General features: G+C 62.1%; 17 protein-coding genes. All 17 read right to left on the minus strand.

All coding sequences use genetic code 11. The annotated features are described in order from the left end of the window. Positions 1-324: 324 nt before the first annotated feature. Positions 325-1,185, minus strand: a complete 861-nt coding sequence (locus tag PseuLF5_RS27625) for a CsgG/HfaB family protein (protein ID WP_340135072.1) — start codon at positions 1,183-1,185, stop codon at positions 325-327. 29 nt (positions 1,186-1,214) lie between these two features. Beyond that, positions 1,215-1,646 (minus strand): curli assembly protein CsgF, encoded by a 432-nt coding sequence (locus PseuLF5_RS27630; protein WP_340135074.1) that lies wholly within the window; start codon positions 1,644-1,646, stop codon positions 1,215-1,217. Further along, positions 1,643-2,035, minus strand: coding sequence for a curli production assembly/transport protein CsgE (gene csgE, locus PseuLF5_RS27635; RefSeq protein WP_340135075.1), 393 nt, complete (start codon positions 2,033-2,035; stop codon positions 1,643-1,645). The genes PseuLF5_RS27630 and csgE overlap by 4 nt, the downstream gene beginning before the upstream one ends. After that, a complete protein-coding gene (locus PseuLF5_RS27640) occupies positions 2,032-2,571 on the minus strand; it encodes a type II secretion system protein (RefSeq protein ID WP_340135076.1) in 540 nt (179 codons plus the stop codon). Before PseuLF5_RS27640 ends, csgE begins: the two co-directional genes overlap by 4 nt. Continuing rightward, the gene (locus tag PseuLF5_RS27645) at positions 2,546-2,920 is read right to left on the minus strand and encodes a type II secretion system protein (protein WP_064588154.1); all 375 of its coding nucleotides are present in this window, start codon (positions 2,918-2,920) and stop codon (positions 2,546-2,548) included. Before PseuLF5_RS27645 ends, PseuLF5_RS27640 begins: the two co-directional genes overlap by 26 nt. Positions 2,921-2,925: 5 nt before the next feature. Continuing rightward, positions 2,926-3,399 carry a type II secretion system protein gene (locus PseuLF5_RS27650; protein ID WP_123463232.1) on the minus strand — a complete coding sequence of 158 codons (474 nt, stop codon included), beginning with the start codon at positions 3,397-3,399 and terminating at the stop codon, positions 2,926-2,928. 2 nt (positions 3,400-3,401) lie between these two features. Continuing rightward, positions 3,402-5,249, minus strand: a complete 1,848-nt coding sequence (locus tag PseuLF5_RS27655; RefSeq protein WP_267803130.1) for a secretin N-terminal domain-containing protein — start codon at positions 5,247-5,249, stop codon at positions 3,402-3,404. Next, positions 5,246-5,758: a hypothetical protein gene (locus PseuLF5_RS27660; protein ID WP_186747837.1), complete on the minus strand. Its 513-nt coding sequence runs from the start codon at positions 5,756-5,758 to the stop codon at positions 5,246-5,248. The genes PseuLF5_RS27655 and PseuLF5_RS27660 overlap by 4 nt, the downstream gene beginning before the upstream one ends. Beyond that, the gene (locus tag PseuLF5_RS27665) at positions 5,758-6,306 is read right to left on the minus strand and encodes a GspMb/PilO family protein (RefSeq protein ID WP_123463238.1); all 549 of its coding nucleotides are present in this window, start codon (positions 6,304-6,306) and stop codon (positions 5,758-5,760) included. Before PseuLF5_RS27665 ends, PseuLF5_RS27660 begins: the two co-directional genes overlap by 1 nt. Beyond that, positions 6,293-6,838 carry a PilN domain-containing protein gene (locus PseuLF5_RS27670; protein WP_340135078.1) on the minus strand — a complete coding sequence of 182 codons (546 nt, stop codon included), beginning with the start codon at positions 6,836-6,838 and terminating at the stop codon, positions 6,293-6,295. Before PseuLF5_RS27670 ends, PseuLF5_RS27665 begins: the two co-directional genes overlap by 14 nt. A 1-nt stretch (position 6,839) precedes the next feature. After that, positions 6,840-7,643, minus strand: coding sequence for a hypothetical protein (locus PseuLF5_RS27675; RefSeq protein WP_123463242.1), 804 nt, complete (start codon positions 7,641-7,643; stop codon positions 6,840-6,842). Next, positions 7,624-9,330 (minus strand): GspE/PulE family protein, encoded by a 1,707-nt coding sequence (locus tag PseuLF5_RS27680; protein WP_123463244.1) that lies wholly within the window; start codon positions 9,328-9,330, stop codon positions 7,624-7,626. Before PseuLF5_RS27680 ends, PseuLF5_RS27675 begins: the two co-directional genes overlap by 20 nt. Before the next feature lie 81 nt (positions 9,331-9,411). After that, complete coding sequence (locus tag PseuLF5_RS27685) at positions 9,412-9,942, minus strand: response regulator (RefSeq protein ID WP_128616012.1); 531 nt, start codon at positions 9,940-9,942, stop codon at positions 9,412-9,414. A 219-nt stretch (positions 9,943-10,161) separates the two neighbouring features. Next, positions 10,162-10,923 (minus strand): peptidylprolyl isomerase, encoded by a 762-nt coding sequence (locus PseuLF5_RS27690; protein WP_128616011.1) that lies wholly within the window; start codon positions 10,921-10,923, stop codon positions 10,162-10,164. A 15-nt stretch (positions 10,924-10,938) separates the two neighbouring features. Next, positions 10,939-12,489: an ABC transporter substrate-binding protein gene (locus tag PseuLF5_RS27695; RefSeq protein WP_340135079.1), complete on the minus strand. Its 1,551-nt coding sequence runs from the start codon at positions 12,487-12,489 to the stop codon at positions 10,939-10,941. A 9-nt stretch (positions 12,490-12,498) separates the two neighbouring features. Then, entirely contained in the window at positions 12,499-13,119 is a 621-nt protein-coding gene (locus tag PseuLF5_RS27700) for an SCO family protein (protein WP_123463253.1), read from the minus strand. Continuing rightward, positions 13,116-13,766, minus strand: a complete 651-nt coding sequence (locus PseuLF5_RS27705) for an SCO family protein (RefSeq protein ID WP_123463255.1) — start codon at positions 13,764-13,766, stop codon at positions 13,116-13,118. Before PseuLF5_RS27705 ends, PseuLF5_RS27700 begins: the two co-directional genes overlap by 4 nt. Positions 13,767-13,774 lie beyond the last annotated feature (8 nt).

Genomic DNA, 13,774 nt, shown 5'->3' on the forward strand with positions numbered 1-13,774 from the left:
GAACGACCCAGTCTTTGAAGTCGTTGTCGTAGCGTTTGCCCATTTTGGACATGGTTATTCACCTTCGCCCTCTTGATTATTTGAGTCAATCAATAAGGGCGACAGGTAGCCTGACACGGAGGGGTTTGTAAAAAAAGTGAGTCGCCGTAAGGGCGAAACCCTAAGTGGCCGTTACCGCAGGAATGGATATGTACTCAATCAGAAAGAACCCTACCGTCTGACAGAAAGCCTTCGCGAGCAAGCTCGCTCCCACAATTGGAACTGCGTACACCAGCCAGAGCCTGGTCGGCTATCAGGCCGCCAAGCTCAAAGATCAAAAAAAGTTCACTCGGCATCCGGATCAACCTTGTTCTGGCTCAAATACCGATTCAAAACATCATCCTGCGAAGGCACAGAAGCGTCCCCCGCCACCTGCCACAACCGCCGCTCAATCCCCTGCGCCACCATATGCCCCACCGCCGCCTCGATCGCCGACAACACACACAACTGCGCCGGTTCGTTAGTCGTATACCCGACCTCAGCCTCAAGCAACTTCTTGAACTCGATAAACTTGAAAATCCCCGCACTGCGCGCCACCGAATAAATCGTCTTGCTGGTCATCACATTCGCCAACACCTGCCCGCTACGCACATCCACCGCGCGCAAATTCACGGTCACCTGATCCACCCGATACTCACGCTGCAAATCGATCCCCAGATACCGCGCCCCTTCCCCACCGCTACGCACGTTAGTGTCATAGGCAATGATCCCGCCCTCGAGCATCATGTTCGCCGCCTGCAACGGTGGCAGCTCACCCTGAATATTCACCGGCGTATTCGGCTTCTTCTGCGACGCGCGAATGATCTTGCGCTCGGTCAACAGGTTCTGCAGCCCTTCCCGCTCCAGTACCACAAACCAGCCACTGGCCTGCATCGCGTCCATCAACATCGACGCTGCGCCTTGGGTCACGCTGGTGGAAAACGAACTCGCAGGCGTCGGCTTGTACTGCCCGGTCTGATCACGGAAGCCGTACACCACCGCCATCAACCGCCCCTTGGGCCGCGGCATCTTCAGCAAGTCGTAATAAGTCGAGGCCCTTGGAGTCAGGGTCGGGGTTTCGGTGTCCTGCTCGGCCGGCATCGGCTCACGCAGACTGCACCCTTGTAATGTCGCCAACATCAGCCCTAGCGCGATTATTCTTTTCATGTCCATCACTCCCCGGAACCGTCAGCCCGTCATGGGTTGAGGCCGTTCACCTGAATTTCCGAAACCTCACCGGTCGCTCGATCGGTCACTTCAATGCTCAGTGCCCCGGAGTCGTCGATGACGTTGACGATAAAAGAGTCAGTGGACAGGCTCCCCGTGTTGCCAGTGGAGATGTTGTCCAGCAACTGCCCTAGCAGCCGCGATTGCAATTGACTGGTGAAGCGCTCCAGCGCCGAGGTGCCGGCCACGCTCGAACGGCTCTTGAGGTCCGGGTCGTCGTAATCGTTTTGCGCCTGGGCGTTGTTGAGCAGCCAGGTGCCGTTCAGCGGGTTGCCGCCGAACGATGGATTGACCGGCGTGTAGACCAGTTCGGTAGCCTGGACAGCCGCGGCGCTGGCGAGCCCGATCAACAACCCCGAGGTCCAGAATCCGCTGCGCCATGAGAACGTTGTGCTGTTCATAGTTCGTCCTTCTCAAGGTCGGTGGTGTCCTGCAACAGAGCCTCCAGCTTGCGCTGGACTACCTGGCGTCGAACCCAGTCGGCGGCCGCGTAGGCCTCGTCCTTCAGTTCCACGGTGTTCGGCGGCAGGAAGCGCCGATACACCAGGCGTTGCTGATATTCCACGGTCACCAGGCTGCCCCAGCGCGCGTCGGGGCGCTCGCGCACCACCAGGTTGAAATCCATCGGGCTGGTGTCACGCAGGCGTTCACTGAACGAGTAGTAAAAGTCGTGGCCGATGTGCGAGATCGTGTCGTCGACGATGAAGCCCATCATTTCGTCTTCTTCACCGGCGTGGGCGCAGCACGCCACAGCGGTGATGATCAGCGCGCACCACCATTGGCGAGTCATGGCTGCAACGCCTGCGGCAAGTTCGACTGGCCTTTGGCCGGGCCATTGGTGCCCTCAAGGAAGGCTTTTTCGGCAACAAACTGCCAGTCCGAATAACGCTGCATGCCTTCGAAGTCCGACCACTGCGTCGGGAAATCCGCCTGCTTCAACGGCAACTCCGTCGACGGGCTGTTGAGGCCGGTGATGCGTCCGTCGAAGCCGCGTTGCAGCGCCCATTCACCCTGACCGATCGGGTCCGGATAGAGCTGACGCAGATGATGCCTGGCCTCGGGAAAACGCTGATCGTCGAGCAGGTCAGCAAGCTCTTTCGGGTACTGCGCCAGCCCCGGCGAACTGCGGTAGTAGCTGCGCAGCGCCTGAGCGTATTGGGTGCCGACCCAGAGCAATTGCTTCTCGCGATCGCGGCGCGAAGCGGTCGACCACAATTCGCCGGCACTGGCCAGGCCCATGCCCATCACGACAATCAGGAACAGCACGCCCAGGTAAGTGAAGCCACCCTGCTGCGCGCTGTTACCACTCGGCATACTGGCTGCCATCACGCGCCCTCCCGGTAGCACCGCTTTTGATATCGGCCACGCCGCCCGCAACGCCGTCCGGTGGCGCGATCAGCACCCACTGGTCTTTGCGTTCGGTGATCGGATCAAGGGGCGCGCTGCGCAGGTAACGTTGTTCGATCAGTTGCTCGATGGAATCCGGGTAGCGGCCGGTGTCGCCGTAGAAGTGATCCAGCGCCTCACGCATCGCCGACAGACTTTGGCGCAGGGTGGTTTCCTTCGACGCTTCGAGGCTGTTGAAGTAGCGCGGCAGCGCGATGGTCATCAGCGTGGCGATGATCGCCATCACCACCATCAACTCCAGCAAGGTAAAACCTTTTTCCCGGCGCATGAGGTTCACCACTCGCGGTAAGCGACACCGTTGAGGCCCTTGCCCCGGGCGTGGGAGTAGACGTCGAACACGTCTTCGCCATCGCGCGGGTTCTGAGCCGAACTGTTGTAGGCACGTATGCCCCAACCCCCTTCGTCATCACGTTTGGCCGGCACCAGCGGATCGCGCGGGATGCGGCGTAAAAAGTAGAACTTGGCGCCTTTGGCGCTGCGCACATCGCGCACGCCCTCGACCAGCACTTTCAGGTTCGGCGGGTAGCCGCTGCTGTTCAGCGACTTCTCGATGTAGCCGGCATCGAAGGCACGCTTGTAGGCGTCGATACCATCGCGAATCTGGTACAGCGCGTTGCGCAATTCCTGCTCCTTGCCACGCCGCACCAGGGTCTCGGTCAGGGGCGCGGCCATGCTCGCCAACAGGCCGATCAGGGCCAGCGTCACCACGACTTCGATCAAGGTAAAACCGCGCTGGGAGGCGTTCATGATCAAGGCTTCTCGACAGTGACGCGGGTGGTGGCCACGGCCGATTCACCGACGGCACGCGGCTGCGCGGCAGGCGATGGCATCACGTAGCTCTGTGAACGATCCGGTGCCTGAATGTGCATGCTGGTTTCGGTGCCGGTGGAGAACTCCATGTCCGACGGGCTCTGGTACGGCAGGTTGCGCACGATCCGTGGGGTGATCGACAGCACCAGTTCCGATTTGCCGATGGTGTCTTTGTTGCTGCCGAACAAGCGGCCCAGCCCGGGAATATCGCCGAGGCCGGGAATCTTGTTGCCGGTGGCGCCGTGGTCGTTGCGCACCAGCCCGGCAAGGATCTGCGTTTCGCCGTCGTGCAGACGCAGCGAGGTTTGCGCATTGCGGGTGTCGACCTGCACCGGGATCGTGCCCTGGCGGGTCGGTTCCAGCGGCGTCGCGTTACTCACTTCGAGAGCAATCTTGATCGCCACTTCGTTGTTCAGGTGCACGGTGGGCGTCACTTCGAGCTTCAGACCGACATCCAGGTAGGTCACGCTTTCAGTGATCACCGGCCCCTGTGTCGACGGCACCGAGGTCGCGCTGATGATCGGCACGCGCTGGCCGATGTGGATGCGCGCCTGCTCACGGTTGCTGACGCGAATCACCGGACTGGCGAGGGTGTTGATGTCGTTGTCCTGCGCGTTGATCTTGGCCTGCGGCGATGGGCCGATGGAGATGCGGTCGGAGTTGATGCCCTTGAGTTGTCCGAGCAGCGTGACCGGCGAACCATCGCTGTTGACCACACCGAAGGTGCTCGGCCATTGCAGGCCGAGGTCGAGAATGCGCTGAGTGGCCACTTCCATGACCTCGACTTCGAGCACCACTTCGGGGTTGGACTGGTCTTGCGATTGCAGGAGCTTTTCCGCCATGCGGATCGCGTCTTCGGTGTCGCGCATGGTCAGGGTGTTGAGGCGTTCGTCGACGAACACGTCGCGGGTCTTGAGCATGGTTTTCACCATGTTCAGCGCGGTGTTGGCGTCGATGCTGGTCAGGTAGAAGGTGCGCATCACCAGTTCCTGGTAATCCTTCACTTTCTGTGGCGAATCCGGGTAGATCAGCAAGGTGTTTTCGTTCACCACTTTCTGGTGCAACTGGTTCTGTTGCAGCAGCAAGGTCACGGCGTCTTCGATGCGCACGTCACGCACGAAAATCGTCGCTTTCATGTCTGGGCGCAGATCTTTGTCGAAGATGAAATTCAGCCCGGCGACTTGCGACAGCACCTCGAAAATGGTCTTGAGGTTGGCGTCGCGAAATTCCAGGGTAACCGGCCGATCGAGCCTGGTGCGCAGTTGCGGGTAGGCAATCACGTTGCGGCTCTGCACCAGGCGAATGTTGCCTTGCAGCTCCAGCGCGCCTGCGTTGGCCGGGTCGAGTTCGAGGATCTGTTTGACCTGACGATCAGCGCCGTAGATGTCGCCGCGACGCAGGTCGCCACGGGCCAGCTCGAGTTTCTCGTCCATGGTGCGCAAGTATTCCAGCTGCTTGAGGGCATCCTGAGCGCGGCGGTTGTTCGGTTCGATGGTCAGCACGCGCATGTAAGCGGTGCGCGCCGAAGCAAAGTCGCGGCGCGAGCGGTCGGTGTCGCCGGCGGTCAGCAATGCAGTGATCGCTTTGGCGCGGCCGCTGTTAAGCAGCAGGTGCAATTCGGTGTCGCGAGGGTTCTCGCGCAGACCTTCCTCGATCCGGGCCAGCCCCGCCTCGTACTGGCCCTGATCAATCAGGTCGGCGGCTTCCTTGTTGGCCACCTGCGCAGAGCTGCACGCGGCCAGCCCGGCACACAGGCCCAGGCTCATCAGCAAACGGGAACGGTTCATTGCGTACTCCCCACAGACAAGGTCTGCGACAAATGCAAAGGCAGGTAAACCAGGCTCAATTCCAGATCAGAAATGCCGGTGATCTTCCAGGTGTCGTCGATCACATCCCCGTTGCGCACGACGTAGATCTTTTCGCCGTTCTGCAAAAACACTTGCAGGTCGCTGCGGTCATGCAGCCTGCCGACGAACTGAAACGGCACCGGTGGCAGGCTCGGGGCTTGCACCACTGTGGCCGGGTTGATCGCTTGTTCGGTGACCGTGGCCAGGATTGGCGCGGCCTTCCAGGATTTGGCGGCAAACAGGTCGCCGGCCGGGCTCAGGTCCTTGATCGGCGCCTCCTTGGCCTTGGCGGTGCTCGCCGGCAGCGCGCCACGGGTTTTCCCCGGCGTGGCGACGGCCACTTCGTTGGAATCGGCGTCTTCGCTCGGCGAGAAATATTCCGGCAACCATGCCAGCGCCGCCGCCACGCCGAAGAACGCCAGCCACCCTGTCACGCGCTTGGTATTCATCACGACCTCGACAGGTAAAGGGTCATACGGATCCGGCCATTGAGGTCGGTGTCGCCAATCTTCTTGCGTTGCAACTCAAGGTCTTCCACCACCACCGCCGGCAACTGGCCGAGCAAGGCATGGAGGAAACGGCGCAGTTGCGGGTAGCTGCCGCGTACCGGCAACAGGATCTGATAGCGCGCCAGATGGGTTTTCGGGTCGACGCCGAGGGCGTATTCACCGCGCGCCAGGGTGATGTGTTCCTGGGCTGCGAGGGCGTAGATGCGGTCGATGGCGACGGTGGCTTGCGGCTGTGCCGGCAGTTTGTTGCGGAAGTCGTCGAGCTGCCGTTGCGGCACCACCGGCGGCGCGATGCTGCCGTCTTCAACCTTGGCCAGGTACTCGCTGGCTTCCTGAGTCTGCTGGCTCAAGTGCTGCAACGATTGCCAGCCCGGCAGCAAGCCGCCGAGTGCCCAGGCCACGGCAACCAGCAGCAGCACCAGCCCGGCCAGACCCGGAACGCCGAGACCTTGCAGGTATTCGTGGACGATCAGTCTAGGGATTCGCATCGCCTATCTCCCAGGTCGCCGACAGGTTGAATTGCACCGGTTGCTCCGGCGATTTGACGACGATTTCGTGGCTCAGCAGCGAGACGTCGGACAGCTCGTCGCTGGCTTCCAGACGTTTGTGGAAGTCGAGCATCGCTTGCAGATCCCGTGCTTCGGCGCTGATCCGCACCTGGCCTTTGCGCGCATCCGGGGTCAGGGTCAGCAGCGCGACGTCATCGCGCGGCATCGCTTCGAGCATGGCGAACAGGCGTTCCCACGGCCGGCGCAGTTGCTGCGAGACCTTGCGCATTTCGGCAAGGTTCTGCGCTTGCTCGCGGGTTTCCGCCGGGCTCAGGGTGGACTTCGCACCACTGTCACCGGTGAGCTGGCGCTGGGTGGTTTGCAGGTGGCCTTGTTGCTGTTCGGTGTGCGTGTCGAGGTGCTGTTGCACGGCGAAACACAGCAGCGCCAGCAGCAGACCGCCGCCGAGCAGGCTCCAGCCTAACGGGCCGGAACGTGGACGCGGCTGGAAGTCGAGATTGAGCGCGCGCATGTCAGGCCACCGCCCGGGACATGACGTACAAGCCGTCACGCACAGTCATCGAGTCGTCTTCAAGGGTGCGCAACTGCACACCCGCCACATCCGGATGCGCATCGAGGCGCGCCGGTGCATGCAGATAAACGTTGAAGGCGCGTTCGCTGGTCGAGGCTTGCAGCTGCCGTTCGCGACCGATCAGGGCATTCAACGCGGCATCGCTGTCGCTGCCGCCCACCGAACGCACGCCAGCCCAGCGCCCTTCCCTCGCCAGCAACAACACGCTGCGTTGCGGCTCGGCGACGACGAACAGGAAGTCGCCGGCATCGAGGCTTTTGTCGAAGCGGTTGAACGCCGTCATCAGGTACGGCTGCACCGAGCGCAGACGCAAACCGCGAGCGCTGACCAGCGTGCGCAGGCGTTCGAGCAAGTCTTGCGGCAAGGCGCTGGCGATGCGGTCGTAACCGGCCGGCTCGGCGGACAACACCAGACTCCAGGCTTGCGTCGGCGCGCCAAACAGGTCTTCGAAACACAGTTGAGCGAAGCCGCGCAGTTCTTCCGGGCTGCTGATCTGCGCGCTCCATGGCACCAGGCAGAAGCGGCTGAAGTGCCCGGAGATGACCACGCTCAATTCGGCACCGGCACGGGCATGTTCACCGAGCAGGCAATCGAGGGTATCCAGCGCCACCGCGTAGCTCTGGAAGCCTTCGTCGATGTAACCGACGCTGCCCAGCCACAGGGTGTCGCTGCCACGCCGCTGACCAAGGCCAACACCGCTGGCGCCGAGCACGGCGATAAAACGCTCACGCGATAAAAGTGACACGATTGATCTCCTCCAGCGTGGTGCGACCTTGTTCCACCAGCTCCAGCGCCGATTCGCGCAGCAGGCGCAAACCACGAGCGCAGGCCAGGGCTTTGATCTGGGTGATCGGTTGGCGCTCGACGATCATCTGGCGCAGCTCGTCATCGAGGTGCAGCAGTTCGGCAATCGCCGTGCGCCCGCGGTAGCCGCTGCCCCGGCAGTGGCCGCAGCCCTTGCCGTGGACGAAGTGGTAGTGATCGACTTTCTGTGGATCGAGGCCCGAGGCGCGCAGTTCTTCATCGCTCGGATTGACCGGCGCGCTGCAACTGGCGCAGACCAGACGGATCAGGCGCTGGGCAAGAATCGCGTTAAGCGCCGAGACCAGGCTGTAGGGGTCGATTTCCATTTGCGTGAAGCGGCCGATCACGTCGAAGACGTTGTTGGCGTGGATGGTGGTGAACACCAGGTGACCGGTGAGCGCCGACTGCACGGCGATCTGTGCGGTGTCCGGGTCACGGATTTCGCCGACCATGATCTTGTCCGGGTCGTGGCGCAGGATCGAGCGCAGGCCGCGGGCGAAGGTCAGGCCTTTTTTCTCATTGACCGGGATCTGCAGCACCCCCGGCAGTTGATATTCGACCGGGTCTTCGATGGTGATGATCTTGTCCACGCCGTGGTTGATCTCGGTGATCATCGCGTACAGCGTGGTGGTCTTGCCGCTGCCGGTCGGGCCGGTGACCAGCACCATGCCGTAGGGTTCGGCGGCGAGACGGCGTAACTGGCGCAGGGTTTCGTCTTCAAAGCCCAGCGCCTGCAATTGCACGCCGCAGACCTTGTCGGCGAGGTCCTGTTTGTCGAGCACCCGCAGCACCGCGTCTTCGCCAAAGATGCTCGGCATGATCGACACGCGAAAGTCGATCTGGCGGCCGCTGATACCGATCTTGAAGCGACCGTCCTGCGGCACGCGTTTTTCGCCGATATCCAGTTCAGCCATGACCTTGACCCGCGAAATCACCTGCTCGGCGAACTCGTTGCCCTGGACTTTGCTGATGTTGTTGAGCACGCCGTCGATGCGGTACTTGATCACCAGACCGTGGCCGGTGGTGCCGAGGTGGATGTCGCTGGCGTGCATTTTCAGCGCGTCGTAGAGGGTCGAGTTGACCAGTTTCACCACGCTGCTGGCGTCTTCGCTGATGCTGGTCAGTGACAGGCTTTGCAAGGTGTCGATTTCGTTATGCGTGTCGCCCTGAGCGTTCAGCGATTCGACGGCGTGGAAGCTTTCTTCGTGACGGGCCAGATAGGCTTTGAGGTCATCGGCGTGGACCAGATGCAGCGGTGCGCCGTGCAGGCAATCGTCGATCCAGGCCAGGCGCGCCGGGTCGAAGGGGTCGGCGAATACACCGATGACTTCGTCATTGTGGCGCAGCAGGATGAATTCACGTTTCAGGCATTGTGCGAGGGTGACCCGGTCGAATACCGGCGTCGCTTGAAACAGGCTGTCGGTGTCGAGCACCGGGTAATGCAGGGTGGCGCCGAGGGTGTGAATGAACGGCATCGGCGCCAGTTCACAGAGCACGCCGAGGGCTTCAAGCACGCGTTCGCCAGAGGTGGCGGCCCGCGCCCGGGCCTGGGCCAGCTGCTCACTGGAAAAGCGCTCGGGGGCGCTTGCGGCCGGCAGCGGTTCGACGACAACGGACAGACGTTCCATGGCTTGCTCTCCAACCGGGGCTTAGAGCCCTGTCGGCGCGGCAAACCTTGGCGGCAAGTGCCGGAACGTCTGATCGCGCCATTACTCCCCGGTGAGCATTTGATCTTCGTCGGGTGCCATGGCGCGCGACTGTCGTCGCCGATCCGCCAACACCCAACTGCCATCGTACAACTGCAACGGGAAGCTCTCGGTCCTGCTCTGGCGTCGTTCGACAAAGCCCTCGGAGGGGCTCGCACCGGGTTTCGCTTCGCGCTTGATGCCCAGAAGGTCGCAGACCGCCCGCGCCAGTTCCGCCAAGGGAAACGGTTTGAACAGGATGTGGCTGACCCCCAGTTGCCGCGCCCGCTCACAGACTTCGGCGGTCGGGTGACCCGTTATCAGCACAAAATGGCACGTCCTGTTCTGGCGGACCGCGTCGAGCACCTCAAAGCCTTCCATATCGGGCAAGCGGTAATCGAACACCAGCACGTCGGGGGCAAAGGTTTCGGCCAAACCGATAGCCGTCGCTCCGTCATGTGCAATCGCGACTTCCAGCCCTTGCGCCGACAGATAATCCTGAAGGTTTTGTGCAAGCAGCTGTTCGTCTTCGACAACCAGTACTTTGTTAACCAAGGTCGACTCCTTGAAACAGCAGGTCCGATGACCCCGCCCTGAGAGTGCGCCTTACCAGGGGTAACGCACACTTCATGCCAGGCTGAGTTCCGGTAATTTTATCTCTTCATGTCCTTGAATTTAATGACAATGCCCGCTCGTCCCGGTACCCCGTTCCCCAGAAACGGGGAAGCACCTGAATGGGCATCGAAGCCATTCCCCACTATTGGGGGGGAACCTTCAGTCGTCGTCAATTCGTTCGATCCTGTTCTGCACCCGTAATTGCGCGAGCACCTGACGACGAGCCTGGGTCTGTTGCTGTCGGGCGAGCTCTGCCCTGACTGTATCCAGCCCCTGTAAATCTGGGACATCGGCGGCCTCCAAGTGGTTCTGCAAATAAATCACATGCCAGCCGAACGGTGAACGCAGCGGTTGGCTGGCAAACGTCGCGGCCTCGGCAATCGGCGCGCGCATTTGCATCAAGCGTAGACGCGCTGCGGCGACTGTGGCTGCATCCGCTTGCGCGGGCACGCGGATCAGCAGGTGGCGGGGTTGCAAGGTATTGGCGCGGATCAGTTCGGCGAACATCTGCTGCGCCGCCAGTTCGCGGCGGGTGTACTCGGTGAAGGACGCCTCATCGAAACCGGCATCCTGCAAGCGCCGGACAAATTTATCCGCGCCGCCGATGGCGATGCGGGTTTGCTCGATCTGCTGACGCACCGCTTGCTCGTCGATCTGCCGCCCGCGTTTCTGCGATTCCTGCCACAGCAATTCTTTGTCGATCAGCATTTGCAACGCCGCCTGACGCAGTTCCTTGTAGGCCTTGGGACTGCGAATGCTCGTCACCGCACGGCCCTGATCTTCCAGGTATTCAGCGAAGAAGCGCTCGAAGCGAAACCCGGATATTTCCTCGCCATTGACCCGCGCCACGGCCGGCTCGTTATTCGCCCACGCCAGCGGCAGCCAGCAAGTCAGCAACAAGATCAGCGTTGAGAGTTTCATGATCGGGGCCTCCGTTCAGGGGCTGGCAACAATCGGTTTATAGGGCGCGACCAGATAGAAACGCTGATCGGGCAAATCCACAGTGACCACATGCGCGCCACTCAAGCCCAGGCGTCGACCGGGGCCGAAGCTCAGGCGCGGGGTCAGGCCGGTGTCGAAGTCGTGCAGGCCTTCCAGCGCCGCCACCAGTTTTTCCCGGCTGGCGTCGCGGCCGGCCTGCTTCATGCCTTCGCTGAGCAGCAGCATCGAGGTGTAAGCGCCGACTTGCAGCACCGCGTGCTGGGCGCCGAGGCCCTGGCCTTCACGCAGTAACGTCAGGGCCATGCGCCCGGCCTCGGTCCAGTCGCTGGGCACGAACGGATAGGCGAGGAACACCCGTCGGGTGAAGCCGTCGGGAACTTGCAGCAGATCGCCGGCCACCTGGCTGGAGGCGGCAAACAGATAAGGCACTTGCCCGGCGCTTTGCAGCCGCGTCGCCAGACGACTGAAACCGCCGCCGTTGCCCAGATAGAACACCGAGCGCGACCCCAGCGGTAGCGCATCTGCAGCATGGTCGTAGGCTTGCAGACGGACTTTTTGCCAGCCGTGATCCTGCAAATACTGGCCAAGGTTTTGCGCGGCCAGCGTTTGTGCAGGGTCATCGGGATAAGCAATCAGCGTCGGCCCTTGCAGCACACGCAGGCTTGCCGTGGCGTAATCGGCCAGCGCGATCAACTGTTCAGGCAATCCCGGCAAGGGTTCGAAAATCTGCGGACTGGCCTGCAGGGTGCCGAGGATCGACATCGGCCCGATCAGCGGCACGCCGGCCTGTTCCAGGCGCAGCCCCAAGTCACTGTCGAGGGCCGGCGCCAGCGGCGCGATCAACGCGAACACCTGTTCCTGCTCGATCAACTGTTGCAGAGCCTGCTCGGCACTGGCGCGGTCCGGACCGGGATCGATCACCGTCAGGCGCAGTTGCCGCCCATGTATGCCGCCGGCTTGATTGATCTGCGCCACACTGCCGTTGAGTACCGCCGCCACCGTCGCGCCCTCCTCGGCCAGCGGCCCTTGGCTGGGCAGCAAGGTGCCCAGATGCAAGGTCTCGGCATCGAGGCCGGGATCGCGCTCATCGGCGAGGCGTTTGAGATAGGCGGTGAGGTTGCGCTGATCCTTCATCGACAGCAGAAAGCGCGGCATGCTCGGGTCGAGACGATTGTGGCCGGGGTCGCGGCCCTGCTCGATAGCCGTGGCAAGACTGCTCTCGCTGTAGGCCGGATAACTGCGGCCGTTGACCTGTTGCTGGCCATACGTGCTGGTCAGTCGCGCCCAGTTCAACTCGGGGGGACGCACGCCGCCTTCAGGCCGACCAAGACCATCGGCACCGTGGCAATTGGCGCACGGCAGGCTGGTCGCCGGCAGCAGCACATCCGCCGCGCCAACCCGTGCCATGATCGCTTCGCCACTGGCCGACAGGCCTTGGCGATAAAGACGCTTGCCCGCCGCCTCTTCCGGTGTCAACGGCGCAGCGCTCGCGCCAAGGCTGAGGCCAGCGAGCAGGATGAGGGCGAGGACGCGGCTCAGGTTCATGGCGCGGACTCAGCGGCCAGCCACGGGCATTGTCAGCAACTGCAAGCGCTGGGCAATGGCGGCGGCCGGGGCGTCGGGACGGATTTTGCTCCAGCGTTTATTGGCGACATCGCCGACGATCAGCTGCGTAGAGTGTTGCTCGGGCGTCGGCACGATCTGGCCGATGCGGCTCAATACCAGGTCCATCTGCGCTTTGTCGCCGGTAAGAAAAAGCCAATGAGGGTCATCGGAACCCTGCTTCAAGGTGTAAGCCTTGAGCACCGCCGGCGTGTCGCGCAGCGGGTCACTGGTAAGGGAAATGAAGGTGATGTCCGAGGCCTTGTCGCCCAGCAGCTCGCGGACTTCCTTGAGCTTTTGGGTGATCAGCGGACACGCGTCATTGCAACTGGTGAAGATCACGTTAAGCAGGACGATGCGGTTTTGCAGCGCATCGCTATAGAAGCGCAGGGTCTCGCCGTTCTGATCCTGTAAAGGCGTGTCGGTGAACCAGGTTTTCGCGTCGTGGGTGCCTGTCGCCGGCGCGGCGGCAACCGCCGCTGGTGCCTCAGGGGCATGGCCTTCGTGGGCAAACGCCACGGTGCTGAAGATCCAGAAGCACACGGTCAGGGAGATCCAGTCGAGCAGTCTCATGGCTGTTGCTCCATGGCGATGGCGGTGTGTTTGGCGTGGGTGCGCAAGCCGCTGAGTTTTTCCACTTCCTTGGCCAGCAGCGCCGGATCGGTGAAGCCGTAGTAGCGCATCCAGTGGCGGCTGTTGCCGTCGCCGACGAGGATCAGCGGTTGATGGCTCTTCAGGTCGCCGCTGAAACTGCCGAGGCCCTTGAGGGTTTCATTGATCGACTGCGGCGAGCCGGTCAGCCAGCTCCAGCCCGGCCCGCGCTGGAATGTGCGCGCATAATCCTGCAGGCGTTTCGGGTCGTCGCGCTGCGGGTCGATGCTGATCGACACCAGTTGCACTTCTTCGCCGACCCGCGCACCGAGTTGTTTCTGCACCTTGCCCATGATCGACGAGACCACCGGGCACACCGTGGTGCAACTGGTGTAGATGAAGCTCATGACGACGATTTTGCCCTGCACCAGGTCTTGTTCAAGGCGCACGGTTTTGCCGTTCTGGTCGAGCAGCGGCACGTTGGCGAACTTCACCTGCGCGTGTTCCTGAGTATTGCTGGCCGGGGCCTTGTGCCCGGCGTGTTCGTCCGCCGAATGGGCTTGGGCTTGTTGGAGGCCGAGGCTCAACAGACACAGGGTCAGCAGGCCACTGGATGCAAATCGGTTCATGTCGAAAC

Origin of the sequence: Pseudomonas sp. LF-5 (assembly GCF_037626295.1) — a bacterium.
Lineage (GTDB): Bacteria > Pseudomonadota > Gammaproteobacteria > Pseudomonadales > Pseudomonadaceae > Aquipseudomonas > Aquipseudomonas monsensis.